The sequence below is a fragment of the Moraxella atlantae NBRC 14588 genome, assembly GCF_001591265.1.
GTDB lineage: Bacteria > Pseudomonadota > Gammaproteobacteria > Pseudomonadales > Moraxellaceae > Faucicola > Faucicola atlantae.
Genome location: NZ_BCUL01000013.1, coordinates 13,222 through 39,709 on the forward strand (window position 1 = coordinate 13,222; position 26,488 = coordinate 39,709).

Consider the following 26,488-nt stretch of genomic DNA (forward strand, 5'->3'; position numbering starts at 1 on the left):
GCTTATTATTAAACAGAACATCAAGGCAGGTTGTGGGGTGTTCCAACCCTTTAAAAACAAAAAACCCACCAATTAAGGTGGGCTTTTGGCAATCGCAGACAATCAAGCTTGTTTGAGCTGTGCCATTTGCGAACGCATGGCGGCAAGTTCTGCTTCAAGGCGTAACTTTTCTGCCACCACTTGATTGAATTTTTTGCGATGTTCGGCATCGGCAAAACGCTGCAACACCAACTTGGCAAGCGTTTGATAGCCCACACCTTCTGCCTGTCCAATCAGTTTTAGGTCTTCAATTAAGGTGATAGGCAAGCGGATTGATATGAGTTGCGTTTTATCACGCCCCGTGCCATTAAGCGCGGCTCGTCGTGCGCCCGTTTGATTGGTCTTTTTGGCATATGCCATTTCTGCACCGATTTCCCGATTTTCCCAGCGTTCGCTGTCGGCAAATACGATGGCTTCAAAGTCTTGGTCGGTCATAATTTTACCTTTTAAATAGATTACCACATCAGTAATAGTAATCTTTGCCCGTCAAGGCATTAAATAGCGTAATTTCTGCTGTATTTGGCTCATAGGCGGATTTGACATAGAAGGTTTGTTTTTCCTCTTGAAACACAAAACATACCTTTAGCAGCCTGCCTTTATCAGTGTATGCCAAAAACCACAACGTCGGAGGCAAGGTTTGGTGCTGTTCGCGAGTGTCTTCTAGGTCATCGCCATCATCGCTGTTGTAAAAACACTCTATGACCTCCTGTTCGGTCACCGCATGTTTTTCATTCAACTTTGCCAAAATCTTAGGCGAAATCACAAAACGCGGTTCGTTATCTTGAGGCTGCGTCATCAGTATTAAACCTATACATCTTTTGTATATACGTTATTATTATAATAACCCTTGCTGGCTATAAATTCAACTGGTATTATTGTATATACAACTAAATCGGACTGCCCGTGCCTGTTCTCACGCCCCCGTGACGATGACCTTTTAGCGACTTGCCACCGCCAACCACGTCCCCACTGGCGGTGATTTTGCCCGACACATTTTGATCGCCCGATTGCTCAAGGCTGCCTTTGTGGGTAATGTCGCCATTCACCACCAAGTGCGCATTGATAGTAAACGTTGGCGTGTTGGCAGTAATACTGCTATCGGCATTGATTAACCCGAATTCGACATAAGAAAGGATAAAAAAAAGAAGTCCAATATGCTAAAGTAAGTTCACCACAAACAACCTAGCCAAGGACTTCTTACATGGACAATCTCGAAGCACTTTACTGCCACATAGACGACTACTGCAAAACCTACACAGCCGAGCAACAGAAGAAAATGCTAACGCTAAAGCGAAAAAGCAGTAAAAAGACCCGAAACAAACCATGCTGCATCAGTTTAGCAGAAATCATCACCATCTCGGTACTATTTCATCAAATCAGATACCGAGAATTTAAAGCATTTCACTATGGCTATCTGTGTCAATGGCTAAAAAGTGCCTTTCCAAGACTACCAAGCTACAACAGAATGGTAGAACTGATGGAAAAAGCCGTACATCCCATGTGTGACTACTTGAAATTCTTAATGCAAGGCAACTGCACAGGGATAAGCTACATTGACTCAACCAGTCTAGCTGTGTGTGACAACCACCGTATCAAACGCCACAAAGTCTTTGCCGACACTGCCGCACGCGGCAAAAGCAGCATGGGCTGGTTTTATGGCTTTAAACTGCACGTCATCATCAATGACCAAGGAGAGCTTGTCAATCTCACCGTCACAGCAGGCAATGTGGATGACAGAAAACCTGTGAAACAACTGTGCGATATGACCGTATTTGGTAAACTGTTTGGTGATAAAGGCTATATTGATAAATCCCTAACTGCTTGGCTGGATGAGCATTTGGACGTTGAGTTGATTACCAATGTCAAAAAGAACATGAAAGCTAAGGACATTGCTTGGTTAGATAAGCGATTACTCAAACGCCGTTTCTTGATTGAGACGGTGTTTGATGAGTTAAAGCATATTTGCCAAATTGAGCATTCAAGACACCGTAGCCCTGCTGGGTTTATGGCTAATTTATTGGCAGGGCTGATTGCTTATTGCCACCAAACCAAGAAACCTACACTAAAGAATGTGCTGATTGGGCATTCCTTACCGCAGGTTGCTTAGTTTGTGATAGCTTTCAATGAGTTAGGCTATGGCTTATGTCGAACTGGGGTTGATTAGGATATTTTGCCGCGCCAGTAGTTCAATATTAGCTTGGCGTATGCGGCGCACATCCACCATCGCGCCCTCACTATGACTGCGATAAAATGCGATAATCGGGCACGCCATGTCGCCATTCTCAAAAAAAACCCAACAATCCGCACCTGCCAACAGCTCGCGCTCGGTGTCCTTATCATCATCGCCGATTGGATAAGCAAGTAAAGCGGTTAAACCGTCAGACGCGCCATCGGTTAAGCCTGCAATGCTGATCTTGGCGGTGCGTTTGTGCTTGTCATAACTTAGTAGTTTGGCTGGATAAAAATAAGGGGTCATTTTTTGATGCCTGCTATACGTTTTTCTGCTATCTCAAAATCAATCAAGCGTCCACCACCTGCGCTAACCATGCCTTGGTAGCCCCTACACTTGCGCCGCCCAATGCGCCCGTATCAAACCGATGCGCGACGGTCAATAGCGCGTAAACCTCATTGCCCACCTGCACCGTCTTGCCTGCTTGTAATTCATCATCCATTGAGCGCAGCAGCACTCCATGGGTAATTAAAACGCGCTTTAGATTGCCCAGTTCCCGTTGGTCGGTGCGCGGCATGTAGTCCACGTGTTTGCCCTCAAGCGTCTGTCCGACAATCTGCTTGCCATCATCGGCAACCGACAAAAAATTGGTATTCTGTCTTGCCACCTGTGTGGGATTTTCCACCCACTGAATTTGGGCAGGGTCATACTTGCGGATGGGCGTTTGGCTCATCAACGTCTGTATGCGTCGGGCGTTTGCCGTCTTGTTGTCCGCGTCATACACCATCACCGCAGCTTCTTTTTGCAGTGCCAATGCCAAGCGTATCGTTGGCATCTGCCCCTTTAGGCACACAAACTGCCTAAGCTTGATATCCTCACTAAAACGCAAGCGCGCACCTAGACTTTGATAAGCTTGCGCAATGCTGATATCATCATGGATGGTTGCGCGTTTTGTGACCGATAGCAGCGGCACACACCCTGCCAGCACTGCAATGACAGCAATGCCGCCTAAACGTCTGCCATCTTTGACCGCATTGTTATTGACCGCGTGCGCCTTGACGATTTCAAACATCACACCATTGACCAAGTGCAGCGTCTTGCCCACAACCAACTGTGCGCGCAACGCCTTGGTGGCATTGACCGTAAGTTCAAGCGTGACAGGCACGGGCACAAGGTCATAGCGCAAAATTGCCGACAGCAAGTTTGCGCCATCTATCGCTTGACCATCGGATAGGTAAATGACCATAACTGACTTTGACCAACCGTAGTTTTGGTGCGTATCGGCTCACCTGTCACCTCAACGCTAAACGGGGCGTGACAAAACGCCTCTTTTTTCATCTGCTCAAGTGCTATCTGATAAATTTGGTTTGCCTCGCTTGATGACAGCCCAAACGCTTGCACGCCCAACGCCTGCGACCCCTCCATGCGTCGCGCCTGTAGCAGGTCACAATGCGCGCGTATGACAGGATAGACAATAGCCCACTCATCGGCTAGCAGATTGGTATCAAGCGTAAGCGACATAAACAAGGGCAGTGCCACATCCTTTTGGTACTCGGCATCTAGCCGCGCCCAACTTGCATACAATCGCACCGAATCTAGCGCGATTTGCTCGACATCCTCAGGCAGCAGCGAATAGCCGCTTGTCAGCAGCTCATCGTATAGCCAGCTTGCCACATCGCGCAAACTGCCTGCCTCCGCCCGTGGAAACTGCTGAATGTCAGACGGGTGTACTACCTCTAGGCGCATTAAATACGCCCCGTATAGCCGTTAATATTGCGTATGCCCGTTTGATTAAACACACCGCCTTGCGCCAAGCCAATCAAGCCGCCAACCGCCGCATTAATGGCATTGGTCTTGCCGCCACGCGCTTTTAGCGTGTTGTTGATTTGGTCAAAGGCACTTGCACCTGCCGCGCCAAGGTCTGCGTTTTGCCCAAAGTACATATAACGGATACTGCCGTTCACGCTCAGCACCTGTGAGCGTGAAGCCGAATCAATCTCGCCGCCACCATCGCTAAAGGTGATGGTGATATCAAAAATTCGGTAATCGGTCACGGCACTGGCAAAGCCATCACTAATACCAAAAAACACATGTGCGGCATCCAAAAAGCCGCCATTATCCGCCATCGCCTGCGCAAAGTCACCGACGGTGTTTTTCTCGGTTTCAAGGATAGTCAAAGATGATTCAAAACTGGTTTTTGGCACGCCCGAAACGTGAGCCGCCAAGCCGCCAGCATAGTCCACATCAGCCGCGTCATTGTTGGTGGCAATCGGCTTTTGAAAGTTGGTAATCAGCAAGCGCAAATGCTCAAAACCGTCTGGCACAAGCACTGCATTGCACGCCAGTGCGGCTGCACCAAGTTCTTTGGCGGTTTCATATTCGCGGCGATAATGGGCATAAGTGGGGAGTGAGTTTTTCATAAAAAAATAGCCTCAAAGGATGTTTAAGGCTATTGTGCTATGCCGTAAAACCGTGCGATTGGGGGTGTTCCAATTCCGCTAGCGTTTGGCAGGCGACTTGGCAAACAGCCCGTATGGCGCAATCACTTGAAACGTCACTTGGGTTTTGGCAACCTCGCTTCTGCCCGATGATGACAGCGACGTACTAAACGACTTAACCGCCACCAAATAATCTTTGGGTACAGATTTTTGCTTGCCCAACAGCTTGATGGTGAGTTTAAACGTATAGTGTTTGGGCTCGGTCATTGTGCCGTCTGCCCGATACGCCAAGCCTTGGCAAATCCCTGCCGACTTGGCGATATCGCCACCAGCGGTTTCAATAAAAGTAACCTCTATGCTCTCTAAGCTGTGCTGGGTGAAGTGATGCAGCTGCCACGCGCCAGCATAAAAACTTTCGTTCTCACTGCTACCGTTGGTCAGTTCAACATCGGTTGCCAACCACGCCAGCGGAAAATCACCGCCAAACCACGAGGCATTGCTTGCAATGTGATAAATGTTTTGCAATTCAATGGCATATTGGCATTGTAGCAACGTGCCCAGCCCATGCAGCCGTTGGTAGTGCTTGTTTGCCTCAACCGCGCTGATACCAAAATAGGCGTTGTGTTTGGTGGTGCTTAGTGCCTGTCCGCCTTGTTCAAACTGCCCTTGTTTGGCGGAATCAGACAGCGCGCGCACGGTTTTAACCGCGCGTTTAGTGGTCTTAGCCTTCATCGTCGTCTGCCTCGTCGTCCAAATCATCGCCTAGGTCATCGTCCGCTTCATCGTCTAAATCGTCGCTTTCCGCGCGGCTTGCCTCATCATCCAAGCCGCCCATACCCATCGCGCCCTGCCCCATCATCCCACCGTCTGTGCCATCGGGCGGTGCGGCTAGCAGGCTTTCCGCAAGTTTTTTGGCGCTTTCAAAGTCTTCACCTGCGTCATTTTCCAAAATAAGCTGGGTTGCCTCTTTGGGTAAGCCCAATTCGTGCAGCATTTGCAGCATTTGCACTTTAAGCATGGCGGTGTTAATACGCGTCTGCTTGTTGGTCAGTGCCTCGGTGGCGGCAGCGGACTGGTCTGAATAAAAATCAAACTGCCACGGATACTCACCATCATAAAAATAAGCTTGATAGCGCAAAGCAAAATGCAGTGCCATCAAGTCATTAAAGCTGTCAATCAAGGCTTGCCGAATCAGCATAGAGCGTCGCATGATTTGTGCTGACGTGTGAAAACTTGCCCCATCTCCCAAGCCGCCTGCCAACATATCCGCCCAACCCATTAGCGATAAATCCATGCCCAAGCCACCAGCCACGCGACGCAAATTCAACATCAGCGTGCTATCATTGAGTGGGGCAACGCGCTGGGACAAATCGCCCAACGGTGTGATGGTCTGTTTACTGCCCCATGTGGGCAAAACGTGGTAGTTTGTACCAAAGATTTCCTCACCGCCTTCAAACGCGGCTTTAATGCGGTCACGGTAGTTTTGTAGCATTTGCACTAAGCCTGCCTTGTAGCGTTTTTGCTGGTCGGGCGGCATACCTTCCATATCCACCGTTAAAAACGCCTGCTTGACGCTATCGGCAATTTGTTGATTGTTGAGTGCCAGTAGGTTTAACATCGCGTCACGCCACGCGCCCTCAACAGGATACAAAAACGAACCGCCCACCGCGGCAGGCAATACAGGCATATCAGCTTGTACGTCGTATTCCAGCAACCGCGCTTTTAGCCACTGTCCAAGCGGTGCTTGCGGCACATACTCCACGCGCGGCATTTTCACGCGCAGCATTTGTAAAGGGGTGAGTTTTGCCAGCACGTTTGTCCAGTCGTCCATCTCAAGCGCAAAAAAACCCACCGTGCGCCCACCTTGTTCAAACGCCTGTATCAGTGGCGGCTGCGTATATTGGTCGTTGATTAAATCCACCACGCCTTGTTGCTTGTGGCTATAAATCCGTGCATAGCTGTCACCATAGCCAATCGCTTGCCTTGCTAGACTAAATGCCATGCGGTTAATCAACGGGGTCATGCGCCGCGCCTCACGCTCGACTTGTTCGCGCAGTTTTTTGGCACGCACGCCTTTGCCACGGATACGCTCATGGGGCGTGATAAAAATAACCTCGCCCGTTGTCTCATGCCCACCCAATGCCGCGGTCACATGTAGCGACAATGCCTCAGCAATCTGTGGGTCAGCTTGCATAACCTGCCACTGGGTATAAATTTGCTTGCGCGTTCGTGGGGCATTTTCAGACGTGGGGAATGTGCCAAGCTCAAATTGCGTGACTGCGTCAAACCGTTGGTCTAGCTGTTTGATGTTGGGCAAATGCTCACGGTGCGCATTTTCGCGCTGGGTGATAAGCATGTTAGCCATAAAGTTTGCAAGTTTCATAATCGCGCCAAAAAGTTGTTATTTGGGCTATTATGACGCGTGGCTGGTGGGATTTTGGGGAATTGTTCCAAACAAAACCCCTCAATAGGCGAGGGGTTTTGGATTGGGGGCGAAATCAGTCACTAAAACGCATTTTTGTTATGGCGGCGCAGCGACATATTTTGCAAGTTTTTTTGCTGTTTGTCGGATAGGTGCTTATATAGGTTGCGCTTAATACCCTTTGCCAAAGACTTCATTTGTTTGCGAATGGCAGTTGGTGTGGCTGCCTTCTTGCGCGCTTTACGCAAGCTGGCTTTTTGCTTGCCCGATAGCACCACATGACCGCCAATGCGCTTATTTACCACATCCACTTTGCCGTTGCGGATGACCTTAACGGCTTTATACGTCACTTTATGCCCGTTAATTTCTTTGGTGGTCTTTTGTCCTGTGCGCGGCTTTTTCTTTTTTTGCCCGTCAAACATTGCCCCATCGTACATCGCCCCATCATACAATTCCTCGTACGGCTCATCGCTCAAATCATAGCCAAATGCAAAAATTTGGGCAAACTCGTCCAATGGGTCGCCATCATCGGGTAGGTTTTCAACAACCGTTTGGCACGCGCTCTCAATGGCGGTATCAGCGACATCGGCATCCATGCCGAACATGTCATCAATCACGCCATCATCAACGCCAAGGCTAGAAAAAGCATCCGCCACATGCGCAGATAATGCCGCCTTGACCAACGGGTCAATATCATCATCGTCATCATCGCCCAATGTTTCAAGCATTAGCGCGTCCAACAGTTCGCTGGGCAGCATTTCATCCTCAGGTTCAGCGTCCTGCCCTTCTGTGACCAGCAAGGCAAGCTGCAAAACCACGCTCAATGCCGCCAAACGCATGTTACTGGTAGCGGTGATTTCGGCACGCTCACTGATTGGATCGTAAGTGATTTGCTCGGCTGCCTCACGAATGCCGTCCAGCTGTTGGCGTTCATGTGCTTGTTCGCGCAAGCGGCTGGCAAGACGGGTATTCATTCCAAATGACATAGTAGGTTGCTCCTATTTTACAATAGTGGTTTCAAGATAAGCTTGACGCACCGCACCTTCGGGGCGACGTGCCAGTTTGACGTTTACTGCCTCAAAGGGCTTTTCGGCATTTGGGCTGATTTCTAGCGCATAATACCGCCCAGCCAATTCTACCGATTCTTTGAGCAGCCCTGCCGCCACACAGGCGTCCAAAAACCGCTGGCAGTCGCCATACACGCGGCTTAAAAAATCATCCATGGGCGCAAGCATATGCCGCTTGATGATGTCAATTACACCATTGGCGGTAAAGGTTTCAATCTCAGCGGCATTCGCCAAGCGCAACGCACTGGTTGCACTGCTGCGCTGGGTCAAGACATCGCCATAAATCCAGCGTGATTGGTTTTGGTAGCGTTCATTTAGCACCACAATCACATGCGCAGCTGCCAGCGCGTTTTGCGCCTCCTCATCCAAATTAACCTCATCCATCTGCTTCATGCCGCGAAAATCAATCGGGAACTCATAGCCAGCCACAGGGATATGCAAAGGCGGAATGCCATTGACGTTGCGCAAGGCGTTACGCAACAAATGCTTGCCAAGATAATCGCCCACACAAGGTCGCCACTTTTGACGCGACAAAATCCCCGATGTTTCGCCCGGGCGGCATTTATTTGGATTCCATAGCACGCGGATGCGCTGGTCATTGAAGTTTAAGCCCTCAACCAGTGCCGCCACGTTGCGCCAGTCAGTCATCTGCCCCACGTCAATGAACATATGAATGTTAAAATCCGCCATCACGCCTGCCAGCGCGTCAATCATTTCAAGGTCGGACACGTCCGTTACGGCAATGTAGTTGGGGTGTGGCGCAAACTTGGTCAGCATGTTGCGCACCTCAGTGGGGCTGATATCTGGCTGTAGCGGGCTTGCTGGCACATCAAACACCACCTCACGGGTGCGATAAGCATATAGGGTGTTCATCACGCCTGCTTGCTCTAGGGCTTGGCGGATGGTTTGTGCCTGTCCTGCGTCATAATACGTTTCCACCACGTCAAAAAAGTCAAACTCGCTGTCCAATGCGCCATAAAAGTCGAGTTTCTTGGCAATGTAGGCTAGGTTGTGGCTGTGGTTCTCCTCAAGTGCGTCAATACCGCCGCCTGTGTAAAGCCGCCCTGTCAAAGTGGTAATCACGCTGCCGTCAATTTTGTCTTTAAAAATTAGGTTGAATGCCAGTCCGTGAAGTGGGTCTATTGCACTGTGCAAGGGGTCATTGTCTGCCACCTCTTTGGTGTCTGTGACGCGCACCACCAATTCAGCGTTGTTGTCAAACACATAATTGCCCGTTAAGGCAATCTGCGCAAGAGCAGGGGCTGGGGTACGCGTTAGGCTTACGCCACTTTGCGTAACATTGAAATATAAGGTATCCATAAAATAAGCCTATCAAGTGAGATGATAGGCTTATGGTAGATTGGGTTAAAAGACGGGTTTAGGGGGTGTTCCGCGCAATGGTTGCGATGGTTAGGGTCATGGTGTGCCCATGTTTTTTAAAATATACATATCAAGTCGGACAGAGCCGTCAGAATTAAAAGTAACTCTTTCATCTGCATCCGCTACCATCAGCCCTGGCTGATAGTTGCTGTAGGCGTCGGCATATTTAAACTCTAAGACATGTCTTGTCCAGGAGGGCGAAAAAATACTCATATAGCCGCCCGCACCCTCAAATTTGCCAGATCGTCCTTGTACCATTTTAATATCCGTCCCAGCAATAGACCCATTGTTTGCTGCACCCACGATCTGATCGCGCATATCTACGCCATCAACGCGGAAATACTCATAAATACTGGGGTTAGCAACATTTTCGGCAATAAAATAATCATAAGGATTGCTTGGATCAGTGGCTGATAGCATAATAGGTGGAAGAGTAATATAAATGTCAGCCATGCCCCCATCAACGGGGGCTACCACTTTCCCAAAGGCGCACCCACGCGCACAACCCACAATTCATTGATACCCGTGCGAAACGCGTCTTGCACCGCCATAAAATCGGGGTTTGCCGCGTCAAATCCCAAATACGCGGAATAATTGTCTTTATTTACGCGAAACGGCGCACCCATAAAGCCGCGTTTAAATCGCCCCACAATCAAGCCATTGCTAATGCTTGATGGATTGTTGGTTTCTGACTTATCTTGTACACCTTGGTACTGAATACCAACGGCATCGCCTAAAATTTTGGTCTGAATCATGGTTATACCCCTTTGGCTGCATTAGCCCCGTGTTAGTCCTGTATCACCAGTTTATTGCGGTGTAAGTAGTTTAGCTGTCGGATGTTGTTAAGCACACGTTGGCGCGTGGCATAGCCGTTTAGATGAATAGCACTCACCTTGCCCGACACCAGTCGCGTCATGCTGGCAGTTTCTAGTAAATCTGCTGAATGGTTGTTTTTAACAAAAATCACGTTATCAACCTTCGGCAGAGGCTTGGCAGGCTTTGGTGTCACGGGTGTCACGGGCATGACAGGTGTGGGCTTAGCTTCGGGCTTAACTTCGGACTCAGCTTCGGGCTCGGCTTCTACTGTGGCTGCGTTCGTTGCCGCTGCGTCGGTTGCGTCATTCACTACGGATTGGGCGGTTTTGTCAGCCGCGCTGTCGGTAGTACTGTCAGCCGTCGCACTGCTGGTTTCACCGTTTTTTTCATCGCCCTTTTCGTCGCCATCTGTGCCTTGCCCCTCGTTGTCTTTGTTTTCTGTGGTGGTCTTGCGACGGCGCGTGGTTTTGGGTTTAACCTCGTCCACAGGTTCAGCTTGCGCCTCAGCGTCACGGCTTGCTGTGGTGTCTGCCGCTGCATTTTCGGCAGGCGTGGTCATTGCTAAGTCTTTTTCTTGCTGGTCTGTTTGTTGGTCTATTTGCTGAATTGCCATATCAATTCCCCTCATTGAGTATTTAAAAAGCCCATGGCGGTATCGACAACACCGCCACAGGAAAAAGGCTTACAGATTTGGTACGTTGATGATTTGGATAAGCATACCTTGGTTGGCATACATCGGATTGGGGTTGCGTTCTGCTGCCAAACGTGAGTACACGCCCACTTGCTCCTCGAACAACTCGGGATTTGCACTAAGCACGATTGGCGGCACCGCAGTCATACCGACAAAAGGCGACAATGCTGGGTCATTGGGACGCGGCAATGCCAAGATTTCTGCCGTGGTGGCTGAATTGGCGGCATCGTCAAACACGCCCAAACTTGGCGGCACGTAGTATACGTCTGTGCCATCATTGACTGTACCTAAGCGGTAGATGGTTGCGTTATCGCCATAGCTTGCGCCTGTTGGCTTAAACATATCCTCACCCAGCGTGTTAAAGTACACCGCACCCGCGTCTGATACAAAGTACATCATGCCGCCCACACCGCGGTTCATCTGACGGCTAAGTGCAGCCTTGGCTTTATACAAGCTGCCTTTGGCGGCTGCCAGTTTGCCTTCAACACTTGAGAACTCCACGCCTTGCTTGTCAAGGTCGATGATTTGCGTATGGTTGGCTTGCATAAGGCACGCGCGACGCGTTTCACGCAACAAGCGTGCGGTTTGCTCAAGATAGTATTTGTTTTGTACCACCGCCAGCACCGCGGCATTCCAAGTGAGGTTTAACTCATTGCGCATTTGAGTGATAGCGTCAATGGTTGCGCTCACTTTCACGCGTGATGGCGAAGCATAAATGCCGTATGATTCAAAGCCCATATCCACACCGGGCGGCGTCAAAATATAGTTGCCGTCGGCATCTTTGCGCTCATAGTCAAAGACAACTTGCACCTCAACTTCATCTTGCTGTGGCAAGTCAAACGCGCCATCAAACGTGACTTCCACGGTGTGATTGTCTAGGTCAGCCGTGCCTGATTGGACTTTGTATTTTTTGCCGTCAATATCCACCTCTTTGCCGTTCACGCCTTGTAGCACGGATACGCCTGTGGTGGTTGGGTGGCTCTTGTTCGCGTCATTGGCAACCATCACGCCTTTGACAGTAATCACCACACGACCGCCTAAGAAGGGAGCTTTTTTGGTGGTGGTATCTGCCTCAAACACGGTGGCGTTGTTGCTGTCTTGACGGGCGGTGTAGCCGACATGGATTGGTGTCTCAAACGTCGCGCCATTGGCTGTCATCACCAACGTGTGGCGGTTTTCAAGGTAAGGCAAGCCTGCTTTGTCACCGTCAATAAAATCACCGCGGCTAAATACGCCCATGCGGATATTGGCAGTGGTGCGCCCAAAAATCAGCGGCACTTCGTTTGAGCCAATCGGGTTTGGCAGCTGCGCAACAATCGGCAAGCTTGATGAAATCAGCGTCATCAAGGTGACTTGAATGGCCGCTGGTACGACTGACAAGGCTTCATGGTGGTCAAATGACAGCTTGTCAAATTGCTTTTTGGCTTCCACGTCGCTTGAGTGCTCGGTAAAGCCATTTAACGCCATTTGAAAGGCAGCCATAATGGTGCGCTCAGATGGCATGTCGCCACCGTTGCGCGCTTGGTAGTCCTCAATGCCAGCCTCTAAGCCATCAAAAATGCGGTTGATTGCCTCTGGGCGATTGTCCACACCTTTTGAGTTTAAAATAAGCTGCACGGTTTCGGGCAACTGAACGCCAGCGTGGTCTAGGCTGTCAAACGCCTGCATCACGCCCATGTTTTGGCGGCGGTTTTGATACTCACCCAAAAAGCGGCGAAAATTCTCTAGTTCGGGTTGTACCGCGTTTTGGTATGCTTTAACGACTTGCTTATCCATAAAATTTCCTCGGGATTAAACTGGATAAGCACAGTGTAAAGGGGCGAAATAAAGGGCTTTAGGGGGTGTTCCAAGGAAGGATTGGTCATGGCGCAATCGAGCTTGCCATTATATACATAAATGTATATGATAAAAAAATCAAGCAAGGTGACGCTTGCTTGATGGGTTACCGCCGCCGCCCTGTGGAAGTGGCGGCTTCACTGGAGTAAGACGATGAAAACACTGGTTTTAGTCGCTGTTTTCATTGCCCTAATCTTGCTAAGCAGTAATGCTTACTAGATTGGGGTAGCCTAAAGGTGGTAGCACACCCATGGCTGGATTGGTGGAAACGCCAATCCACTCCATTATCCCAAAATCCAACATAAAAGACAACCGCCATGTCGCACCGCAATTATAATCACACCGAATACGCCAAACGCGCTCGTGCCAACTACAATGCCAAAGCTATCGCCAATGTTGGCGTACAGTTTCGTCAAGCCGACCAAGCCGCCCTTGATGCATTAAATGCCTTAACCGAAATTTACGGCTCACGCGCCAACGCCGTCAAACAAGCCTTGTTGGCACACTATGCCACATTACAACACACTATACCACACGACAATCCGTCCATTGACTAATCCAGCGGACTTACATCATCAATCAGGCTTTCATCAAACGCGGGCAAAAAGTTTAAGTCGAACTTTTGGTTAAACACATATTTGACCCCAAAATCCGCCATGATGCTGCTACCTGTGCGCCCCACGCACTCCATATAAATAAAATTGTCCTCTGCCAGCAGCAAACAAAACAAATCGCTAACCTTGGGTATCCAATCGGGGATATTCACCAACCGTTCGCGCCCGTGCAAATTGATGTCGTACGGCTCAACCTGCCCTGCCATCGTGATATCCTCGGGCTGAATGATTAGGTTGTTATCATACACTGCCCCACCAATAAACTGCTCACACGTCAGCATAGCATGACCCAATGGCTCATAGTCAAAAGCATGCTCATCCATCATCACCCCCGACGCCACACCCAATCCGCCCCATGTTTCATCGTCACGGTTAGCAAACGGGCTGTCAGGTACGGGCAAAATCACCTTGCGAAAGGCAAACGCTGGGATAGATTGCAAACTTTGTAGCACAATGGCGCGGCTGGCAAGCCACTCCTCAAACACCGACTTAAAATCCGTGCGAAACTCATACACCTTGCGCCGCGCCTCTTCGGCAAAATGCTGTTTTGGGTCAATATCCTTTGCCAGCAATTCTTGGCAGATGATTTTTTGCTTGCGCGCATCTGCCAAACTCACCGCGGGATAACGCCCCAAATTAACCATATCCTTTTTGCCAGTAAATGGACGCGTGTATTGTAGATACCAAGTGCGCGTGTTTGATGTTGTGATATTGAGAACCAGACCTTCGCCATCGTATAGCCGATAGTTTTTATCTTTCGGCTTGGCTTTTTCAACCTCGGTTGCAGTAAGCGGACGTGTTTGACGTGGCATAACAGTAAACCTTTTTTGATAAAACAGTAAAATACAACTTTTACTGCCAGCTTTACTGTTAAAAACTGTATATTGCTACATACGCAAGCATACGCCAACAGACAACAAAAAAGCCCAAACGCTTGCTGCGTAAGGGCTTTACATACATCTACATACGTCTACAGATTGTTAGATGGTACCAGTGGTCGGACTCGAACCGACACGCTTTTAAGGGCATCGGATTTTGAATCCGACGTGTCTACCAATTTCACCACACTGGCATAAGCGGTGCTTCATATATGGTGGGGACGGAGAGACTCGAACTCTCACACCTCGCGGCGCTGGAACCTAAATCCAGTGCGTCTACCAATTTCGCCACGTCCCCGTTGTCTGTACTTCGACGTTTGTGTCAGCTTAGCGTTGTGTGGCTTGCTGTCCGTCTCAGTGGTTGCTTATTATAGTCATTTCTAAAACCATTGCAAGCACTTTTTTTAAAATTTTGCATTTTTTTTGATATTTTTTTTGTATAGGCAGCAATTAAGCAAAAATCTGTGTAATGCCCAACAAATTTTGACGATTATCGGGGTGTTTTGCCAACAAGCTGCCAATAAATTTACCCAGTAGATCGGCTTGTTGAGCGTTGAATGTCGTGTCATTGGCAAAACGCGTATCAATACGCGCTTTGATATCAGGCAATGGTGAGTTTTGATGGGTGTACGCCCAGTCGCGAATGGTAGCAGCAGTAAATAGGCGTGTATTGGTGAATAATTCAAATAATATCACACCGACACTGTAATTTTCTTGTGCGCGGCTTGGTGTTGCGCCCATAAATTGCTCAGGTGCCATATAAGCAGGCGTGCCTGCGGTGGTGGTTGGTGCTGGCAGTGTTTGACCATGCGCGAGGGGCAAATTTTGCGCCAAGGCGAAGTCTAATACAATAAGCTGTTGATGGTCGGGGGCATAGAGGATATTGCTTGGTTTTACGTCGCCATGCAGTAGATTCAAATCATGTAGCGCATTGAGTGTTCGGCAGAGCTGATGGGCGATATTTAGCGATTGGGCAAAGTTGAGCGACTGCTCGCCAATCAGCTGACGCAAATTTGGTGCAGCATAACACGGCATAGCCAAAAAACCACCGCATGTGGCATTGGGTGTGATGTCATAAAACAGTAATTGCGCCACGCCTGCCTGCTTGGTTGCAAGGTTATGGCTAGCTTCAGGCTTGTTTTCGGCAAGTGCACAGATGGCAAATTGCTGACAGGTTTGCAGCATGCCAATTTCATGGCTCAATTGCGTTTGGCTCAGCGTGCTTGCGGTTGGCAGCAGGGTTTTGATAACCAATGGCAAGTTAAACGCTGTCTGTTGGCGGTGGTTTGCACAAGCAGCTTGCAATGGGCAAAAGCTTGCCGTAACTTGCCACAAAATGACATGATTCAGTACTGATTGGTGCAGAATGTGCCAATTGGCAAATTTAGCTTGATAACGCTTGCCGTAAATAGTCACCTGATCGGGTAACATTGGTGGGTTTGGTAAAACTGGTTGCATGAAAAGACGGTGGTTGTTTTTATAACTTTTTAGGCAAGCGTGCCAGCGTTACTTTTTTCAAGATTTAAAAGCTTAAAGTTTCAAGATTTAAAAGCTTAAAGGTTTGGCAAAATAGGCAAAAAACGTTACAATGTGCGGTTATTTTAGCACAGGACAAGCCTATCATGCCAACCGAACCTCGTTTGTATGTGCCTACTGCCACAGCCACCAGTCAGCCTACGCCAAACCCTAGCGAAACGGGCTATCACCATCAAGCCAACCACAACCAAAACCGTGATGTTGCCGATAGTGCCGCGTTTGCCAATCCAAATCAGGCAACGCTCAAAAAATCTGCGCCAAAGGTCGGTTTTGTGTCACTTGGTTGCCCCAAGGCACTGGTCGATAGCGAGCGCATTATCACCCAGTTGACTCAACAAGGCTATGATGTGGCTGGTGATTATAACGGCGCGGATTTGGTCGTCGTCAATACCTGTGGGTTTATTGAATCGGCGGTGCAAGAGTCGCTTGATGCGATTGGTGAGGCGATTGAGCACAATGGCAAGGTTATCGTGACGGGCTGTTTGGGTAAAGATGCGGCAAAAATTCAAGCCATGCATCCTGCTGTGCTTGCGGTTACAGGTGCGCATGCCTACGACGCGGTGATCGATGCGGTCAATCATCATCTGCCCAAACCTGCGCCCATCAAAGATTATGACCCAAAAATTGACCTCATCAATGTAAGCGGTGTCAAGCTTACGCCCAAGCATTATGCCTATGTCAAAATCAGTGAAGGCTGTAACCATCGCTGCACGTTTTGTATTATTCCAAGTTTGCGCGGTGATTTGGTGTCGCGTCCAATTGACCAAGTGATGCATGAGGTATCGGCGTTGCAACGTGCAGGCGTCAAGGAATTGCTGATTATCTCACAAGACACGTCAGCGTACGGCGTGGATTTGAAGTATAAAACCAGTTTTTGGCAAGGCATGCCGCTGCGCTCGAAGTTTTTTGACTTATGCCAAGCTTTAGGGCAGCTTAATCGCCCTAACGCGCCGTTGTGGGTGCGCCTGCACTATGTATACCCCTACCCCCATGTGGATGATGTGGTGCGCTTGATGGCACAGGGCAAGATTTTGCCGTATCTGGATATTCCGTTTCAGCATGCCAGCCCATCGGTACTTAAGGCAATGAAACGTCCTGCTCACAGTGAAAACACGCTGGCACGCATTCAAGCATGGCGTGAAATTTGTCCTGATATCGCCATTCGCTCAACGTTTGTGGTCGGCTTTCCTGGTGAAACCGAAGACGACTTTGAATATTTGCTTGATTGGCTAGCGCAAGCACAGCTTGACCGTGTGGGTGCGTTTACTTATTCAGACGTTGAAGGTGCGGTAGCAAACGATCTGCCCAATCCCGTGCCTGAAGCCATCAAGCAAGAACGCTATGAGCGTTTGATGGCGTTACAACAGCGCATTTCTGCCGACAAGCTGCAGCAAAAAGTCGGTAAAACCTTAACGGTATTGGTTGATGATATCGACACTGAAGAAAACATTGCCATTTGCCGCAGCTACGCTGACGCGCCCGAGATTGACGGGCATGTGTATGTCGATGACATTGACGCGACAGTAAAAATCGGTGACTTTATCACGGTTAGGATTGATGAAGCCAGCGAATACGATTTATTTGCCCGTTTTGGCTAAAATGCTGTTTAAATTCTAGGTCGCCGCTATGACATCTATGATGAACGCGCTACATGCTCACCCACGAACAGCCTTGCTGCTGGCTTTGGTGCGTGGAATTGGACAGATCATGCTGCAAGGCAACGGCTGGACGGGGCTGCTGTTTTTGCTTGGGCTGTTGGTGGGTAACTGGCAAGTGGCTGTTGGTACGCTGATTGGGGCAGTGGTCGGTACACTAACCGCGTACACGTTGCGCTTTGATGCCCAAGGCATTACAAACGGTTTGTATGGTTTTAGCCCTGCGCTGGTGGGTGCGGCGGCGGTGTTTTTCTTTGGTTTAAATTTGCCTGCGGTTGTGTTGGGTGTGATTGGTGCGGCGGTGGCGGCATGGCTGCAATGTACTTTGGCACAGCGCAAGGTGGCAGCCTATACCTTGCCGTTTGTGGTGGTGGCGTGGGTGGTGCATGTAGTCGGCGTGTATGGCTTGGGCTTGGCAAATGCGGCTGATGTGCAGCCTTTGGTTGATTTGCCAGTCGGTGCATGGGCTGCACTGTTTAACGGTATTGGACAGGTGATTTTTCAGGGTGCGCCTGTTGCAGGTGTGCTATTTGTGATTGGTCTTGCGATGGCAGGGGCAGTGCCTGCAGCGGCAGGTGTGTTAGGCGCGCTGATTGGCATATTGCTCGCTATCTTGACAGCGCAAGCGCAAGCGGATATTGCCTTGGGTTTGTTTGGCTATAACAGTGCTTTGGCGGCGATTACACTGGCAGGTCAGCCTGTGCGCACGACGTGGGCGGCAGTATGTTGGGTGGTGGTGGCTTCAGTGGTGGCGTTTATTTTGCAATTACTCTTTAGCCAGTTTACAGGCATGGATATGCTGGGTGGGGTGCTAACCTTGCCGTTCGTGGTGGCGGTATGGATGGTAGCAGGGCTACGGCGCGTGGTTAATGCTTAGGCAGTTTTGTTCAATAACTTTTTACTACACACTCAATACGGTCAAGACGCTGTTAAATGATGGGTAAATTTGCTAGAATTTGCGCATTTAGCTGATACTTACGCCTATTTTTCATTGATTTTATAAAAATCCATCGAGGTTGCCATGTCTGATAAAGCCCCACGTTATAACCGTATTTTACTCAAACTCTCTGGCGAAGCGCTGGCGGGTAAAAACGACATGGGCATTGACTCAGACGTGCTCGATACCATGAGCCTTGCTATTGCACATCTGGTTGGCCTAGGCGTGCAGGTAGGCATTGTGGTCGGCGGTGGTAATTTGTACCGTGGTAGCCAGTTGCAAAAACAAGGCTTGGTCGGACGCGTGACGGGTGACCAAATGGGTATGCTTGCTACGGTCATGAACGGGCTTGCGCTGCGTGACGCGCTTGAGCGTCGTAACATCAAATGCCGCCTGATGTCTGCGCTACCCATAGGTGAAGTCACCGAAAACTACAGCAGTCGTAATGCCATTCGCCACTTAAAAAACAACGAAGTGTGTATTTTTGTTGCAGGTACGGGTAATCCGTTTTTTACCACCGATACGGCGGCATGCTTGCGCGGCATTGAAATTCAAGCGCACTTGATTTTAAAGGCGACCAAAGTCGATGGGATTTATACCAAAGACCCCAGTCAGTTTGAGGATGCTTTAAAATACGATGAACTGACGTTTGATCAAGTGCTTGATCAAAAATTGGGCGTGATGGATTTAACCGCGATTGCGCTGCTGCGTGAGCACAATGTACCGTTGCAAGTATTTGATATGAGCAAGCCCAATGCACTGCTACGCGTGGTGATGGGCGAGCCTGAAGGTACGCGCGTTTATCAACAGGTCTAGTTTTTACTAATTTTATTTTGACTATTTAGGGAACCTTAAGGAATCAACCATGATTAATGACATCAAAAAGCAAGGCGAAGAAAAAATGCAAAAGGCGGTTGATGCGCTAGAAACTGCATTTAGCAAGCTGCGTACAGGACGCGCCCACCCTGGTATTTTGTCAAGTGTGACCGTGTCTTACTACGGCTCAGATATGCCATTGAACCAAGTGGCAAGTATCAACGTTGAAGATTCACGCACATTGGTGGTGCAGCCGTTTGACCGCAGCATGGTACAAGCCGTTGATAAAGCAATCCGTGAATCGGATTTGGGCCTAAACCCCATCTCTGCCGATGTAATTCGCGTACCGCTGCCAGCTTTGACCGAAGAGACGCGCAAAGATATGCAAAAATTGGCGCGTGCTGAAGCAGAAGAACGCCGTGTATCGGTACGTAACGCGCGCCGTGATATGAACAATCAGCTTAAAACTTTGGTAAAAGATAAAGAAATCTCAGAGGATGACGAGCGTCGTGCCAATGACGACATTCAAAAAATGACGGATAAATACATTGACGCGATTGACAAAAAGTTGGCAGCCAAAGAAGCCGAATTGATGGAAGTTTAAGCCTCAAGCGATATCAGCAATCCGCTTAAACCCCATTGAGAAATATCAAGTAAGAGTAAGCCGCGTTGAACGATCTGCCCACCCCGTCCACATCTTTGGTACTACCGCGCCATATTGCCATCATCATGGATGGCAATAACCGCTATGCCAAGGTGCATCACTTACCGATGGGTGGCGGGCATTTGGCCGGTAAAGACTCGCTAGACCCGATTGTTGAGCACTGCGCACGGCTTGGTGTCGAGGCTTTAACTGTATTTGCCTTTTCTAGTGAAAACTGGCAACGCCCTGCCGATGAGGTCGCCTTACTCATGCAGCTATTGGCACAAAGTATTCATGAGCAGTTGCCACGTATGCAGCGTTATGGCATGCAGCTGCGCTTTATTGGTAATCGTGCATTGCTATCGCCTAAACTACGAGCTTTGATGGCAGACGCTGAACGCCAAACTGCCGCCCACCCTGGCATGGTGCTAAGCATTGCTGTCAGCTACGGTGGACAATGGGATATCACTCAAGCCTGCCAAACACTGGCACAACAAGTGCAAGCAGGTACGTTAAATCCTGACGACATCACACCCGAGCGGCTGGCAGCGCACTTAGAGTTGGCAGATTTGCCTGCCGTGGATATGCTGATCCGCACAGGCGGCGACTATCGCATTTCTAACTTTCTGCTCTGGCAATGCGCCTATGCCGAGCTGTTTTTTAGCGAGACCCTGTGGCCAGATTTTGGTATTCGTGAATTAGACGCGATGTTGGCGGATTTTGGCACACGTGAGCGGCGATTTGGTAAAACCAGTGAACAGATCGCTGCCGATTAGCAGCATTGGTATTTAACTGGCTATTTTTACTTGGTTAAAATTTTTTCATCCAGTCATGACCGATCACATTGGAGCAAACTATGTGGCAACGCATCCGCACAGCCGTCGTACTGCTGATTTTGGTTGGGGTGGCTATGTTCGCTTTGCCCTCACCTGTGCTGATGCTGCCGCTGCTGCTGTTTGCTGCTGCGGTCGCAGGCTATGAGTGGACAAAAATCACCGCACCAAATGCCGAAGCATCACAAGTAACCTTACCCCAAACGACATTGCCGACAGTGACGCGGCAAAACGCTCAGTATGCCTATATTTATGCCACCGCAACCCTATTGGCGACAGCACAAGCCTTGTGGTTTGCTCCTAGTTGGGTGATTTTGTGGGTCGCGGCGTGTGTGGTGTGGCTGTTGGTCATTGGCTGGGTCAAGGCATACCCTGAAAATATTCAACGTTGGTACCATCCGCAGCGTTTGGCAGTGCTCGGCGTGCTACTGATTGCCGCGACAATGACCGCAGTGTTCGCACTGTGGCAACAATCGCCGTGGCTGCTGCTGTATGTGTTCGTGTTGGTGTGGTGCGCTGACAGTGGCGCGTATTTTGTTGGGCGCAAGTTTGGGCGGCGAAAAATGGCACCTGTGGTGTCACCCAATAAAAGTATTGAAGGGCTCTTGGGTGGCTTGGCGGCAGGGTCATTGGTGGTGCTTGCGGTCGCGTTTGGGCGGTTTGGTGCGTGGTCAGGTTTGGCAATTGCGCTGTTTTTGCTGTTGTCGCTTATCACGATTGTGATGTCGGTGTTTGGTGATTTGTTTGAATCGATGCTCAAACGCCATGCAGGCGTCAAGGATTCGGGACGAATTTTGCCAGGGCATGGCGGTATTTTAGACCGTATCGATTCGCAACTGTCTGCTATGCCGATTTTTGCATTCGGTTTTTGGGCATTGCAGCATTTTTTGGGCGTGACGATTTGATTTTTTCTCCAAAATTTTAGCCTCTTGTTGGTTCATATGCTTCAATACAATGATTTTAAACAATATATATCGATGCGTTAACGAGCTAAATTTTCGCCAAATCAACTTGTTAGTAGCAGCAATCAGCCTTCAAAATATCAGCCTTTAAAGTCTAAGCCGTTTAATAAGGAATAACGTACCGTGGAGCAACCGATAAAAAAACAAGTGGCTATTTTGGGCGCGACGGGCTCGATTGGCGACAGTACGCTGGCGGTAATCGCCGCCAACCCTGAGCGTTATGATGTGGTTGGTTTGTCGGGGCATTCGCGGCTTGATAAGCTGCTAGATTTGTGCCGTAAGTTTAGCCCGCGCTATGTTTGTGTGCCTGATACTGCCGCAACCGATTTTGCACAACAGTTGCAAGCGGCTGGCTTACGCGTTGAGGTACTGGCAGGTGATGCAGGACTCATTGAGCTGGCAAGTCATGATACGGTTGATACCGTGGTAGCGGCGATTGTGGGTGCGGCAGGCTTGCCTTCAACGTTGGCAGCAGCAAATCATGGCAAAACAATTTTACTTGCCAACAAAGAAGCCTTGGTGATGGCAGGCGCGTTGATGATTCGTGCAGCGCAGGCATCGGGCGCACGTTTGTTACCGATTGACAGTGAACACAATGCGATCTTTCAATGTCTTCCACCTGCGGTACAAACCGAACGTGCGGCAATTCACGCACCAAATCATGGCATCAAACGCTTGTGGCTGACTGCCTCGGGTGGGCCATTTTTGCAACATAGCTATGCTGATATGCAAGCTGCTAGCGTTGCGCAAGCAGTCAAACATCCCAACTGGTCGATGGGGCAAAAAATCTCAGTCGATAGCGCGACGATGATGAATAAAGGACTTGAGCTGATTGAGGCAAGCTTTTTGTTTGACATGCCTGTGACACAAATTGATGTGGTCATCCATCCGCAAAGTATCATTCATTCGATGGTCGAATACAGCGATAGCAGCGTATTGGCGCAACTTGGCACACCTGATATGCGTACGCCGATTGCCCATGCCCTCGCCTACCCCGATCGCATTGACAGCGGCGTTACGCCACTGGACCTGTTTGCCTTAAGCCAATTGACGTTTTTACGCCCCGATTTAGAAAAATTTCGCTGTTTGGCATTGGCTTATGATGCCATGCAAGCAGGTAGTGCGGCGTGTATCGCGCTCAACGCCAGCAATGAAGTGGCGGTGGCAGCTTTTTTGGCAGAAAAAATCCGCCTAACCGATATTGCAAGAATCAATGAAACCGTGCTACAGCAAACGCCAACCAATGCTGTGGAAGATTTGGCGGCAATTTTGGCAGTTGATGAACAAGCGCGCACGCATGCCAAAACAGCGGTCAAGGCATTGGCGTAAACTGTTATTTCATTTAAATAAAAACCGCCAATCGAGGCGGTTTTTTATTGCAGCGTGCAAACCATGCAGCAAGAAAATTAGTTTTTCTCTTTGTCGATGATTTTGCCAGCAGCGATCCATGGCATCATACCGCGCAACTTTTCGCCCGTTTGCTCAATCAAGTGATCAGCGGTTTGGCGACGGCGTGCGGTCATTGATGGATAACCTGCCATGCCCTCAGTGATGAACATCTTGGCATATTCACCCGATTGGATGCGTTTAAGTGCGTGACGCATCGCTTCGCGTGATTGCTCATTGACCACTTCAACACCTGTCACATACTCACCAAATTCAGCGTTGTTGCTGATTGAGTAGTTCATATCGGCGATACCGCCCTGATAAATCAAATCGACAATCAGTTTAAGCTCATGCAAGCATTCAAAGTAGGCCATTTCAGGGGCGTAACCTGCTTCCACCAAGGTCTCAAAGCCCATTTTGACCAGCTCAACCACACCACCACACAATACAGCTTGCTCACCGAATAGGTCGGTTTCGGTTTCGTCTTTGAACGTGGTTTCGATGATACCCGAACGTCCACCGCCCACGCCTGCGGCATAGGATAGTGCAACTTGCTTGGCTTGTCCTGATGCGTCTTGATACACGGCAATCAGATCAGGAATACCTCCGCCTGCAACAAATTCACTACGCACGGTGTGGCCTGGTGCTTTAGGCGCAACCATGATGACATCTAGATCTTTACGTGGTGCGATTTGGTTGTAGTGGATGGCAAAACCATGGGCAAACGCCAATGTCGCACCCTGTTTGATGTTTGGCTCGATGACATCGTTGTATAGCTGTTTTTGAAATTCATCAGGTGTTAGGATCATCACCACGTCGGCATCTTTGACCGCGTCGGCAACTTCAGCCACGTTTAGTCCTGCATTTTCTGCTTTTTTCCATGAGCTTGAGCCTTGACGCAAGCCGACCGTGACGTCCACGCCGCTGTCTTTTAGGTTAAGCGCGTGTGCGTGACCTTGCGAGCCATAACCGATGATGGCAACTTTTTTGCCTTGAATGATCGACAAGTCACAATCTTTGTCATAAAAAATATTTAACGCCATGGCGTACTCCTTTGTGGTTAATTTTGATCAATCAGTTTTCAAAAATTTGGATTAAAATTTAGCAAGCAGCTTAAATGGCTAATCACCTATACAGCCAAGGTTTTCTCACCGCGCGCGATTCCAATCACGCCTGAGCGTACAACTTCAAGCACTTTATCACGCCCAACGACTTCGATGAAGCCATCGAGTTTGGCAGCATCGCCTGTGATTTGAATGGTATATAGCGACGGGGTAACATCGACGATTTGCGCACGAAAAATATCTGCCGAACGCTTGATTTCCTCGCGGTTGTTACCTGTAGCGCGAACTTTAATCAGCATCAATTCACGCTCAATGTGTACGCTGTCGGTCAAAGTTGTCACCTTCACCACTTCAATAAGCTTGTGGAGCTGCTTGGTGATTTGCTCAACCTTGCTGTCATCGGCAATTGTGGTCAGCGTCAAGCGTGATAACGTTGGGTCATCAGTCGGTGCGACGTTGAGCGTTTCAATATTATAACCGCGCTGTGAGAATAAACCAACCACGCGCGACAATGAGCCCGATTCGTTTTCCATCAAAACAGAAATAAGGTGTTTCATTAGGTGCGATCCCCTTTACCTAGCCACATGTCGCGCATGGATTGTCCTGCGATTTGCATTGGATATACGTGTTCATTGCGATCGACAATCACGTCAATGAATACTAATTTATCCTTCATGGCAAGTGCGCGTTTGAGCGCGTCATCAAGCTGTGCAGGGTCGGTAATTTTCATGCCAACGTGTCCATAGGCTTCGGCAAGTTTGACAAAATCGGGAATCGAATCCATGTAAGAATGCGAATGCCGTCCTTCATAGATCATGTCTTGCCACTGCTTGACCATGCCAAGCTGCGCATTGTTGAGGTTTAAAATTTTAACAGGCAAGTTGTATTGTAAACAGGTAGACAGCTCTTGGATATTCATCTGAATTGAGCCTTCGCCTGTAATACACACGACATCGCGCTCAGGGAATACCAGTTTTGCTGCCATAGCATATGGTAAGCCCACGCCCATCGTACCAAGTCCGCCTGAGTTTAGCCATTGGCGCGGCTCATCGTATTTATAGTACAGCGCGGCAAACATTTGGTGCTGCCCAACATCTGAGGTAATAATCGCTTTACCGTCGGTAAGTTCGTATAGCCGCTCAATCACGTGTTGTGGCTTCATCATATCGCTGTCATCGGTGCGGTAGCGTAAGCCGTGGCGTTTGCGCCATTCGTTGATTTGCGACCACCAGTCATGCAAGGCAGGTTGGTCAAGTTGGGCATCGGTTTCTTTGAGGCTGGCAAGTATCTCACTCAATACCGTTTTGACATCGCCAACGATTGGCACATGGGCATTGACAGTCTTAGAAATCGATGCAGGGTCAATGTCAATGTGAATGATTTTTGCCGATGGTGAAAATTTTTGCGGATTATTGGTCACGCGGTCATCAAAACGCGCTCCCACTGCCAAAATCACATCGGCATTGTGCACGGTCATATTGGCTTCGTAAGTGCCATGCATACCCAGCATGCCCAAAAACTGACGATCAGAACCTGGAAATGCGCCCAAGCCCATCAACGTATTGGTGACTGGTAAGTTTAAGCGATGGGCAAGCTCGGTCAGCTCTTCGCTGGCGTTACTGGCAATCACACCACCGCCTGCGTACAATACGGGGCGTTTGGCGAATAACAACAATTCAATAGCTTTACGAATTTGTCCTGAATGCCCTTTGATCGATGGTTGATACGACCGCATACTGACCGATTCGGGGAATTGGTATAAATAACGCTCATTGGGCGCGGTTTTGTCTTTTGGAATATCAATCACCACAGGTCCTGGACGACCAGAGCGCGCGATATAAAACGCTTTACGCACGATTGCAGGGATATCGCGCGGATCACGTACTTGAAAGCTGTGCTTGACCACAGGGCGCGATACGCCGACCATATCCGTTTCTTGAAACGCATCATCACCAATCAAATTAGATGGTACTTGCCCTGAGATGACGACCATCGGGATAGAGTCCATAAACGCGGTAGCAATCGCGGTGACGGTGTTGGTTGCACCAGGCCCTGAGGTTGCTAACACCACACCGACATCACCTGTCACGCGCGCGTACGCGTCTGCCATGTGCCCTGCTGCTTGTTCGTGACGCACCAAAATATGGTCGATTTGGTCTTGTTTGAATAAAGCGTCATAGATATGCAGCACTGCCCCACCAGGGTAGCCAAAAATGTACTTGACACCTTCATCAATCAAGGATTGCACGAGCATTTCTGCGCCCGACATCATCACAGGTTCGCCTTGTGAGGCACGTTGGGTTTT

At 49.2% G+C, this 26,488-nt stretch carries 29 protein-coding genes and 2 tRNA genes; 9 read left to right on the plus strand and 22 right to left on the minus strand.

The window, feature by feature from the left end:
- Positions 1-102: 102 nt before the first annotated feature.
- The 3 genes from MA2_RS07920 to MA2_RS11140 all read right to left on the minus strand — a co-directional run bounded on the left by MA2_RS07920 (position 103) and on the right by MA2_RS11140 (position 1,088).
- A complete protein-coding gene (locus tag MA2_RS07920; RefSeq protein WP_143821819.1) occupies positions 103-474 on the minus strand; it encodes a hypothetical protein in 372 nt (123 codons plus the stop codon).
- Between the two features lie 28 nt (positions 475-502).
- The gene (locus MA2_RS07925) at positions 503-835 is read right to left on the minus strand and encodes a hypothetical protein (protein WP_067058643.1); all 333 of its coding nucleotides are present in this window, start codon (positions 833-835) and stop codon (positions 503-505) included.
- 91 nt (positions 836-926) lie between these two features.
- Positions 927-1,088 (minus strand): hypothetical protein, encoded by a 162-nt coding sequence (locus MA2_RS11140; RefSeq protein ID WP_156470941.1) that lies wholly within the window; start codon positions 1,086-1,088, stop codon positions 927-929.
- 152 nt (positions 1,089-1,240) lie between these two features.
- Here MA2_RS11140 and MA2_RS07930 point away from each other — a divergent pair, with 152 nt between their 5' ends.
- Positions 1,241-2,146 (plus strand): IS982 family transposase, encoded by a 906-nt coding sequence (locus MA2_RS07930; protein WP_067058646.1) that lies wholly within the window; start codon positions 1,241-1,243, stop codon positions 2,144-2,146.
- A gap of 33 nt (positions 2,147-2,179) precedes the next feature.
- On the opposite strand, the gene MA2_RS07935 is transcribed toward MA2_RS07930, so the two are convergent.
- The 12 genes from MA2_RS07935 to MA2_RS07990 form a co-directional block, all read right to left on the minus strand.
- Positions 2,180-2,515 (minus strand): hypothetical protein, encoded by a 336-nt coding sequence (locus MA2_RS07935; protein ID WP_245945318.1) that lies wholly within the window; start codon positions 2,513-2,515, stop codon positions 2,180-2,182.
- A gap of 43 nt (positions 2,516-2,558) precedes the next feature.
- A complete protein-coding gene (locus MA2_RS07940; RefSeq protein WP_067058648.1) occupies positions 2,559-3,455 on the minus strand; it encodes a hypothetical protein in 897 nt (298 codons plus the stop codon).
- Positions 3,422-3,955 (minus strand): hypothetical protein, encoded by a 534-nt coding sequence (locus MA2_RS07945; RefSeq protein WP_067058650.1) that lies wholly within the window; start codon positions 3,953-3,955, stop codon positions 3,422-3,424. The genes MA2_RS07940 and MA2_RS07945 overlap by 34 nt, the downstream gene beginning before the upstream one ends.
- Positions 3,955-4,629 (minus strand): hypothetical protein, encoded by a 675-nt coding sequence (locus MA2_RS07950; RefSeq protein ID WP_067058652.1) that lies wholly within the window; start codon positions 4,627-4,629, stop codon positions 3,955-3,957. The genes MA2_RS07945 and MA2_RS07950 overlap by 1 nt, the downstream gene beginning before the upstream one ends.
- 78 nt (positions 4,630-4,707) lie before the next feature.
- A complete protein-coding gene (locus tag MA2_RS07955; protein WP_067058653.1) occupies positions 4,708-5,379 on the minus strand; it encodes a hypothetical protein in 672 nt (223 codons plus the stop codon).
- Positions 5,369-7,030, minus strand: coding sequence for a hypothetical protein (locus MA2_RS07960; protein WP_067058655.1), 1,662 nt, complete (start codon positions 7,028-7,030; stop codon positions 5,369-5,371). The genes MA2_RS07955 and MA2_RS07960 overlap by 11 nt, the downstream gene beginning before the upstream one ends.
- 122 nt (positions 7,031-7,152) lie before the next feature.
- Positions 7,153-8,055 carry a hypothetical protein gene (locus MA2_RS07965; RefSeq protein WP_143821838.1) on the minus strand — a complete coding sequence of 301 codons (903 nt, stop codon included), beginning with the start codon at positions 8,053-8,055 and terminating at the stop codon, positions 7,153-7,155.
- Positions 8,056-8,067: 12 nt separating this feature from the next.
- On the minus strand, positions 8,068-9,456 hold the full coding sequence (locus MA2_RS07970; protein WP_067058659.1) for a hypothetical protein: 1,389 nt from the start codon (positions 9,454-9,456) through the stop codon (positions 8,068-8,070).
- A gap of 96 nt (positions 9,457-9,552) precedes the next feature.
- Positions 9,553-9,969, minus strand: coding sequence for a hypothetical protein (locus MA2_RS07975; protein WP_115254045.1), 417 nt, complete (start codon positions 9,967-9,969; stop codon positions 9,553-9,555).
- Positions 9,970-9,986: 17 nt separating this feature from the next.
- Positions 9,987-10,271 carry a hypothetical protein gene (locus tag MA2_RS07980; RefSeq protein ID WP_067058663.1) on the minus strand — a complete coding sequence of 95 codons (285 nt, stop codon included), beginning with the start codon at positions 10,269-10,271 and terminating at the stop codon, positions 9,987-9,989.
- A 32-nt stretch (positions 10,272-10,303) separates the two neighbouring features.
- Complete coding sequence (locus tag MA2_RS07985) at positions 10,304-10,945, minus strand: hypothetical protein (protein ID WP_067058664.1); 642 nt, start codon at positions 10,943-10,945, stop codon at positions 10,304-10,306.
- A 69-nt stretch (positions 10,946-11,014) separates the two neighbouring features.
- Positions 11,015-12,799 (minus strand): hypothetical protein, encoded by a 1,785-nt coding sequence (locus MA2_RS07990; RefSeq protein ID WP_067058666.1) that lies wholly within the window; start codon positions 12,797-12,799, stop codon positions 11,015-11,017.
- Positions 12,800-13,176: 377 nt separating this feature from the next.
- Here MA2_RS07990 and MA2_RS07995 point away from each other — a divergent pair, with 377 nt between their 5' ends.
- The gene (locus MA2_RS07995) at positions 13,177-13,416 is read left to right on the plus strand and encodes a hypothetical protein (RefSeq protein WP_067058668.1); all 240 of its coding nucleotides are present in this window, start codon (positions 13,177-13,179) and stop codon (positions 13,414-13,416) included.
- Here the strand turns inward: MA2_RS07995 and MA2_RS08000 are convergent.
- The 4 genes from MA2_RS08000 to MA2_RS08015 form a co-directional block, all read right to left on the minus strand.
- The gene (locus tag MA2_RS08000; protein ID WP_067058670.1) at positions 13,413-14,285 is read right to left on the minus strand and encodes an integrase arm-type DNA-binding domain-containing protein; all 873 of its coding nucleotides are present in this window, start codon (positions 14,283-14,285) and stop codon (positions 13,413-13,415) included. The genes MA2_RS07995 and MA2_RS08000 overlap by 4 nt on opposite strands.
- A gap of 173 nt (positions 14,286-14,458) precedes the next feature.
- Positions 14,459-14,545 (minus strand) — tRNA-Leu (locus MA2_RS08005).
- Between the two features lie 19 nt (positions 14,546-14,564).
- Positions 14,565-14,649 (minus strand) — tRNA-Leu (locus MA2_RS08010).
- A 152-nt stretch (positions 14,650-14,801) separates the two neighbouring features.
- Entirely contained in the window at positions 14,802-15,809 is a 1,008-nt protein-coding gene (locus tag MA2_RS08015; RefSeq protein WP_079352242.1) for a serine/threonine protein kinase, read from the minus strand.
- Between the two features lie 164 nt (positions 15,810-15,973).
- Here MA2_RS08015 and rimO point away from each other — a divergent pair, with 164 nt between their 5' ends.
- The 7 genes from rimO to ispC all read left to right on the plus strand — a co-directional run bounded on the left by rimO (position 15,974) and on the right by ispC (position 23,062).
- Positions 15,974-17,485, plus strand: coding sequence for a 30S ribosomal protein S12 methylthiotransferase RimO (gene rimO, locus MA2_RS08020; RefSeq protein WP_067058674.1), 1,512 nt, complete (start codon positions 15,974-15,976; stop codon positions 17,483-17,485).
- A 28-nt stretch (positions 17,486-17,513) separates the two neighbouring features.
- Positions 17,514-18,419, plus strand: a complete 906-nt coding sequence (locus tag MA2_RS08025; RefSeq protein ID WP_067058676.1) for an urea transporter — start codon at positions 17,514-17,516, stop codon at positions 18,417-18,419.
- 144 nt (positions 18,420-18,563) lie between these two features.
- On the plus strand, positions 18,564-19,295 hold the full coding sequence (gene pyrH, locus MA2_RS08030) for a UMP kinase (protein ID WP_067058678.1): 732 nt from the start codon (positions 18,564-18,566) through the stop codon (positions 19,293-19,295).
- Between the two features lie 49 nt (positions 19,296-19,344).
- Positions 19,345-19,899 carry a ribosome recycling factor gene (gene frr, locus MA2_RS08035; RefSeq protein ID WP_067058680.1) on the plus strand — a complete coding sequence of 185 codons (555 nt, stop codon included), beginning with the start codon at positions 19,345-19,347 and terminating at the stop codon, positions 19,897-19,899.
- Positions 19,900-19,964: 65 nt separating this feature from the next.
- Entirely contained in the window at positions 19,965-20,714 is a 750-nt protein-coding gene (gene uppS, locus MA2_RS08040; RefSeq protein WP_373279764.1) for a polyprenyl diphosphate synthase, read from the plus strand.
- Between the two features lie 80 nt (positions 20,715-20,794).
- Positions 20,795-21,676: a phosphatidate cytidylyltransferase gene (locus MA2_RS08045; protein ID WP_067058694.1), complete on the plus strand. Its 882-nt coding sequence runs from the start codon at positions 20,795-20,797 to the stop codon at positions 21,674-21,676.
- 192 nt (positions 21,677-21,868) lie between these two features.
- The gene (gene ispC, locus MA2_RS08050) at positions 21,869-23,062 is read left to right on the plus strand and encodes a 1-deoxy-D-xylulose-5-phosphate reductoisomerase (protein ID WP_067058696.1); all 1,194 of its coding nucleotides are present in this window, start codon (positions 21,869-21,871) and stop codon (positions 23,060-23,062) included.
- A 77-nt stretch (positions 23,063-23,139) separates the two neighbouring features.
- Here ispC and ilvC read toward each other — a convergent pair whose 3' ends face one another.
- The 3 genes from ilvC to MA2_RS08065 all read right to left on the minus strand — a co-directional run bounded on the left by ilvC (position 23,140) and on the right by MA2_RS08065 (position 26,455).
- Complete coding sequence (gene ilvC / locus MA2_RS08055) at positions 23,140-24,162, minus strand: ketol-acid reductoisomerase (protein ID WP_067058684.1); 1,023 nt, start codon at positions 24,160-24,162, stop codon at positions 23,140-23,142.
- Between the two features lie 86 nt (positions 24,163-24,248).
- Positions 24,249-24,740: an acetolactate synthase small subunit gene (gene ilvN, locus MA2_RS08060; RefSeq protein ID WP_067058686.1), complete on the minus strand. Its 492-nt coding sequence runs from the start codon at positions 24,738-24,740 to the stop codon at positions 24,249-24,251.
- Complete coding sequence (locus MA2_RS08065) at positions 24,740-26,455, minus strand: acetolactate synthase 3 large subunit (protein ID WP_245945376.1); 1,716 nt, start codon at positions 26,453-26,455, stop codon at positions 24,740-24,742. The genes ilvN and MA2_RS08065 overlap by 1 nt, the downstream gene beginning before the upstream one ends.
- Positions 26,456-26,488: the final 33 nt, after the last annotated feature.

Bases quoted from the DNA above. Each gene is read 5' to 3' on its own strand.
- MA2_RS07950 (WP_067058652.1), bottom strand. From the start codon at position 4,629: ATGAAAAACTCACTCCCCACTTATGCCCATTATCGCCGCGAATATGAA.
- MA2_RS07940 (WP_067058648.1), bottom strand. From the start codon at position 3,455: ATGGTCATTTACCTATCCGATGGTCAAGCGATAGATGGCGCAAACTTG.
- MA2_RS07980 (WP_067058663.1), bottom strand. From the start codon at position 10,271: ATGATTCAGACCAAAATTTTAGGCGATGCCGTTGGTATTCAGTACCAA.
- MA2_RS08065 (WP_245945376.1), bottom strand. From the start codon at position 26,455: ATGATGTCGGGCGCAGAAATGCTCGTGCAATCCTTGATTGATGAAGGT.
- MA2_RS07935 (WP_245945318.1), bottom strand. From the start codon at position 2,515: ATGACCCCTTATTTTTATCCAGCCAAACTACTAAGTTATGACAAGCAC.
- MA2_RS07930 (WP_067058646.1), top strand. From the start codon at position 1,241: ATGGACAATCTCGAAGCACTTTACTGCCACATAGACGACTACTGCAAA.
- MA2_RS08045 (WP_067058694.1), top strand. From the start codon at position 20,795: ATGTGGCAACGCATCCGCACAGCCGTCGTACTGCTGATTTTGGTTGGG.
- MA2_RS07955 (WP_067058653.1), bottom strand. From the start codon at position 5,379: ATGAAGGCTAAGACCACTAAACGCGCGGTTAAAACCGTGCGCGCGCTG.
- ilvN (WP_067058686.1), bottom strand. From the start codon at position 24,740: ATGAAACACCTTATTTCTGTTTTGATGGAAAACGAATCGGGCTCATTG.
- frr (WP_067058680.1), top strand. From the start codon at position 19,345: ATGATTAATGACATCAAAAAGCAAGGCGAAGAAAAAATGCAAAAGGCG.
- MA2_RS07920 (WP_143821819.1), bottom strand. From the start codon at position 474: ATGACCGACCAAGACTTTGAAGCCATCGTATTTGCCGACAGCGAACGC.
- MA2_RS07965 (WP_143821838.1), bottom strand. From the start codon at position 8,055: ATGTCATTTGGAATGAATACCCGTCTTGCCAGCCGCTTGCGCGAACAA.
- MA2_RS08025 (WP_067058676.1), top strand. From the start codon at position 17,514: ATGACATCTATGATGAACGCGCTACATGCTCACCCACGAACAGCCTTG.
- MA2_RS07985 (WP_067058664.1), bottom strand. From the start codon at position 10,945: ATGGCAATTCAGCAAATAGACCAACAAACAGACCAGCAAGAAAAAGAC.
- MA2_RS08000 (WP_067058670.1), bottom strand. From the start codon at position 14,285: ATGCCACGTCAAACACGTCCGCTTACTGCAACCGAGGTTGAAAAAGCC.
- MA2_RS08015 (WP_079352242.1), bottom strand. From the start codon at position 15,809: ATGCAACCAGTTTTACCAAACCCACCAATGTTACCCGATCAGGTGACT.
- MA2_RS07990 (WP_067058666.1), bottom strand. From the start codon at position 12,799: ATGGATAAGCAAGTCGTTAAAGCATACCAAAACGCGGTACAACCCGAA.
- MA2_RS07960 (WP_067058655.1), bottom strand. From the start codon at position 7,030: ATGAAACTTGCAAACTTTATGGCTAACATGCTTATCACCCAGCGCGAA.
- MA2_RS07925 (WP_067058643.1), bottom strand. From the start codon at position 835: ATGACGCAGCCTCAAGATAACGAACCGCGTTTTGTGATTTCGCCTAAG.
- MA2_RS07975 (WP_115254045.1), bottom strand. From the start codon at position 9,969: ATGGCTGACATTTATATTACTCTTCCACCTATTATGCTATCAGCCACT.
- rimO (WP_067058674.1), top strand. From the start codon at position 15,974: ATGCCAACCGAACCTCGTTTGTATGTGCCTACTGCCACAGCCACCAGT.
- MA2_RS07970 (WP_067058659.1), bottom strand. From the start codon at position 9,456: ATGGATACCTTATATTTCAATGTTACGCAAAGTGGCGTAAGCCTAACG.
- pyrH (WP_067058678.1), top strand. From the start codon at position 18,564: ATGTCTGATAAAGCCCCACGTTATAACCGTATTTTACTCAAACTCTCT.
- MA2_RS07945 (WP_067058650.1), bottom strand. From the start codon at position 3,955: ATGCGCCTAGAGGTAGTACACCCGTCTGACATTCAGCAGTTTCCACGG.
- ilvC (WP_067058684.1), bottom strand. From the start codon at position 24,162: ATGGCGTTAAATATTTTTTATGACAAAGATTGTGACTTGTCGATCATT.
- MA2_RS07995 (WP_067058668.1), top strand. From the start codon at position 13,177: ATGTCGCACCGCAATTATAATCACACCGAATACGCCAAACGCGCTCGT.